This window comes from uncultured Victivallis sp. (assembly GCA_944389935.1).
Taxonomy (GTDB): Bacteria; Verrucomicrobiota; Lentisphaeria; order Victivallales; family Victivallaceae; genus Victivallis.
This window is the reverse complement of sequence record CALXOE010000090.1, coordinates 1-4,178: the sequence shown is the minus strand read 5'-3', so window position 1 is coordinate 4,178 and position 4,178 is coordinate 1. Positions and strand designations below refer to the sequence as shown.

The following is a 4,178-nucleotide window of genomic DNA, read 5'->3' as shown; positions in this document are numbered from 1 at the left end:
GGTAATATGTGAATCGGCATCGCGAGATACCGGCCGCTGCCGCCCTCGGCAATAACCGGTATCCTGCCGTCCGAATGCGCCCGGAACTTCGTGTAGCCCTGCTGAAGCATCCGCAGCAGGATATACTTGTTGAGCGCCAGCACCGCGCGAGGCTGAGCGCCGATCACCGTAGCCTCCAACCGCAGTTCCATATCCGGGAAGTTGTTCGGAACCACGGTGACGCCGCCCGGAACCACGTTCAGTTCGATCGCGTGAAACGGCGGGCTATCGGGAACCGCTTTCAGGAACGTGATGATCCGTTCCGGCTCGTGAATCTCAATCTGATAATCCAGCGTCTTGTCGGCAGGAATCACCTGCTTCCAATCGGGAAAGTTGCCCGGCAACGCCTTGCCCAGCCACTGGAAACCGCCGATCACGATGCGGAACAGTCGCTCGTTCCGGCTGCGCCAAAGGTGCAGCGTTCCAGCTTTTTCCGGTCGAGCGGTCAGCAGCGCCAGCGGAAACGGCAGTGTCATATCCTCCGGGATTTTCAACGGACACGGCAGATTGAGCAATTCTTTGCCGTTCGTTGCGGTCACGCCGTCGCGGGAAAGATTGATTCCGCGCAACGCAAGCCGCGCTTCACGCTGATCCACCACCGGGGCCGCCACCAGCAGTTTGCCGAAATCCGACGGCAACTCGACCGTCACCGCGTTATCCGGGACGGCCTCCATTTCCGGCCAGTTGAGCTGTTTGCCGGTCACTTCAACCTCACCGCCGCGCGTGGAACGGATCAGCTCACGCAATGCCTTGTACTCAACCGTAAAATCCTCCATTTCCTCGGCATCGCCAGCCACTTCGGCCGTGACGGATTCCACACCGTCGGTCGCAGTCAACCAGACCTGTTCCCCGACACCGAGGAACCGTACCGACCGTTGTACCTCCTCCGGCGAAGTCTGCGACACCACCTTGCCGAGCACCTTCAACGCATCCAGCAACACACTCTTCTTGATCTTCATTTTCATACCTCCATGATGTTAAAACACAACCGGCCCCGGCAGTCTTACGACCGCCGGAGCCGATAACGAACAGGATTATCCTGATTACGCAGAGGTAATATATAAGTGAAAATTCGTTGAACTACAGAACGGGAGAGTGAACCATAAAACAAACAGAAGTTTCAGAAAAAATGGTAAAAAATGCTGCCGCCGATGTATGGTAATCCGTTGGAGGGGCAACGGCAGGATGAAAGATTTAACCAGCTATACATATTATTTTGAAAAACTCATACGAAGACGATTTCTATATGTAGACAAGACCGAGTATATTTGGAAAATGATCCAGTATTCCACTGTAGTTTACTTTGCACGTATTCCAGAAAGTCAATGTGCGGAGCATCAGGTCAAAGTAAATTCAACAGGATGTACTTTCTGCCTCGTTTGAAGACTTCATCAATATCGTGGTGAGAAACGGGCTGCGGTAATTCCGTTTGATAATTTTACCAAACTTCATGGCTTACATTCTATTTATCCATTCATCATGGGGGCTGAACGGTTACCAATGGGGCTCCTAACCTCCGCCCGAAAGGATTATCGCCGCCCATCCGTCCCCGCCAAGGATGCAGCTGAGCTTATTTGGGGTAGATGAATTTCCGGGCCACTCTGCTCCATCGATCAAGCACTACCATGAAGCATATCTGGAATCATTGTAATGATCTATCAGATAACCATAAAACCAACCTATTACTTCGCTGCCGCAGTTGCTCCGAACCAGCAAGGAATAAAGGTTTTCTCTGTGGGGGACGATGTCATTCCGACAATTCACGCGATCGGATATTCGAAACACCAACCGGCCCCGTCTGTCCGACTCTTACGGCAGATCGGCGAACATCCCTCTGTAGTCGAGCTTGTCGGAGCGGAACGGCACCGCCGGGAACCCCTCTTTGTTCATGAGATTTACTCGGCAGTAGCCGGTGAACGCATAGCGCACCCGCTGCGGCTCCGGAATTTTGTTGCTGCTCAGCACAACCGTGTCGCCGTCGATCTCGGCCTCCGCCGGCGCCAGAAAGCCGGAGCGGTCACCCAGAACAAAGCCGGCCGGCGCCTTTCCGTCGCTCGTTGTCAGACCGGAGCCGATGTTGCGGAAAAAGACCCGGAGCAGCTTGCCCTCCTGCCGGAAACCGGCGAATTCCGGGCCGTCGCAGACCGTATCTCGGCCGTAAACCATATGCTCCGCCTTCCTGGCCAGCCGGAACCCGAGCGTCTGCTTGTCGCGCGGATGGATATCCGAATGGTCGCCCCGGTCAAATGAGACGATCATGCCAACCCGTTTCCGGGCGCGTGGCATCTCCGCCTGAATTTCGCGGGTGAGCGCATATGGAGAAAATTCGGCAAACGGCACCGCTTCAGCCTCGGCATCCTCCCGGCGGTTCTCCGGCGAATGTTCCTGGAACGCCGCAAGCTGGACCAGCAGAAACGGCATTTCGGGATCGTGCCAGTGCTCGCGCAGATCGTCGATCAGCATCTTGTGCAACGGATAATAGGTGAATTCACCGTTGTTGTGGCACCCCTGATACCAGATCGTGCCTCGGACGGCATAACGGAACCACGGGTTCAGCATCGCATTAAACAGCGTGGATGGATAGTTCTGTCCATTCGGACAGCGATACCCCTCAACGGACGGCACATCCGGGCGCACCGGAAAATCGGCCGGGAGAGTAAACACCGTATCGATTCGGCACTCCGGCCGAACTTTAAAGGCCAGTCCGGGCGCGGTGAATTCCAGCTCCTGAACATTGAACAGCCCGGCGCCGTAATGATCGTCCGCCACCACGGCGATGCAGTTCCGGCCAGCCCGCACACAGCGGCCCGGAATCGTGTATTTCCGCTCGGCGCTCCAGTAAGCCGGAGTCTCTACCCCGGTCGAACCGACCGCCTCTCCGTTGAAGAAGGTCACATCGACATCGTTGATGATGCCGAGCTTCAGCTCAAGCTCCCGGCCGGCAAGCTCCGCAGGCAGCTCGAAACTCAGGCGGCAGACATAACGACCGGGCCGGAGAAGAACCGCGGTCGTCCCGGGACACGGTTTCCAGCCGGAGTCGTCGAACTCCGGAGCCAGGCACTCCGGAGCGGCTTTCCCGCAGGCGTCGTCAAAACACTCGAGCCAGTTGAGCAGCGCTTTGAATTTGTCAGACGCTCTGAATGAGTTCCAGATACGCTCCTGCTCGTCCGGAGAGTCGTAAAACGGCTGCCAGTGCATCGCCTCGAATTTTTCACGGGAGATCCAGGCGGCGATGTCGGTGCCGCCCCAGGCCGTGGCGATCAGACCGATCGGAACATCAAGATCCTTCTGCAGCTGCCGGCCGAAAAAGTAACCGCAGGCCGAAAAGTCCGCCACCGTCTCCGCATTGCAGACCTGCCAGCCGAAACCGGCCTCGTCCGCCAGCGGTCCCTCCGGAGCCAGCCGGCGGGTCAGCATGGAGTTGTAAAGCCGGATCTGCGGATGATCCGCGTGCCTGAGTTCCTCTTCGGCATTCAGGGTCCGGAAAAAAGGATTCTCCGAAAAAACCGGCATCTCCATATTGGACTGGCCGGTACACATCCAGACTTCGCCGATCAGGATATCCTCCAGAACGACCGGTGCGCTCCCCGCCGCCCCGCTCACGGTCAACATATGCGGACCGCTGGCCTCCATCGCGGGGAATTCGGCGCTCCATTCGCCGTCCGGACCGGCGACGGCATTCCGGCTCCGGCCTGCAAAGGCGACTTCGACCGCTTTCCCCGGCTCCGCGGTGCCGGAAATGACGACCGGCCGTTCCCGCTGAAGAACCATGTGCGAAGTGAATACCCGGTACAATGCGAATTTCTCGGAGAGCTTCATGAACCTGTCCCTTTCCTGACATCTTCCTGAATAAAGTGAGCTTATTTCAAAAGCATTGGATTGATTCATCTTATACGTCAAAATGTTTTGACACATTCCATGTGATTACTTCTTAAAAAATTACTGTAGATCCGCCCCCCCCCTGTGCGTCCCTCCATTTGTTTGCAGGATTTGTCAGGTCCTCAATATTTGTCCGGCTTAAACACTTCGAGTCAAGGTTTATTTTGTCTTAAATTTATTTTGTAATGGAACTAAAGAACTCACAGCTTGCGGCGCGCTTTACCGGGAGAAGTGCCGTGCTTGCGCCGGTAGAGGCGGAT

Annotated in this window: 2 protein-coding genes; both read right to left on the bottom strand. The window is 56.2% G+C overall.

Annotation, left to right across the window (positions count from 1 at the left end):
* Window positions 1-998, bottom strand: a 998-nt coding sequence (locus Q0J85_RS15300) for a hypothetical protein (RefSeq protein WP_294483188.1), incomplete at its 3' end; no start/stop codon positions are given.
* 850 nt (window positions 999-1,848) lie between these two features.
* Window positions 1,849-3,858 carry a sialate O-acetylesterase gene (locus tag Q0J85_RS15295; RefSeq protein WP_294483186.1) on the bottom strand — a complete coding sequence of 670 codons (2,010 nt, stop codon included), beginning with the start codon at window positions 3,856-3,858 and terminating at the stop codon, window positions 1,849-1,851.
* Between the last annotated feature and the right edge of the window lie 320 nt (window positions 3,859-4,178).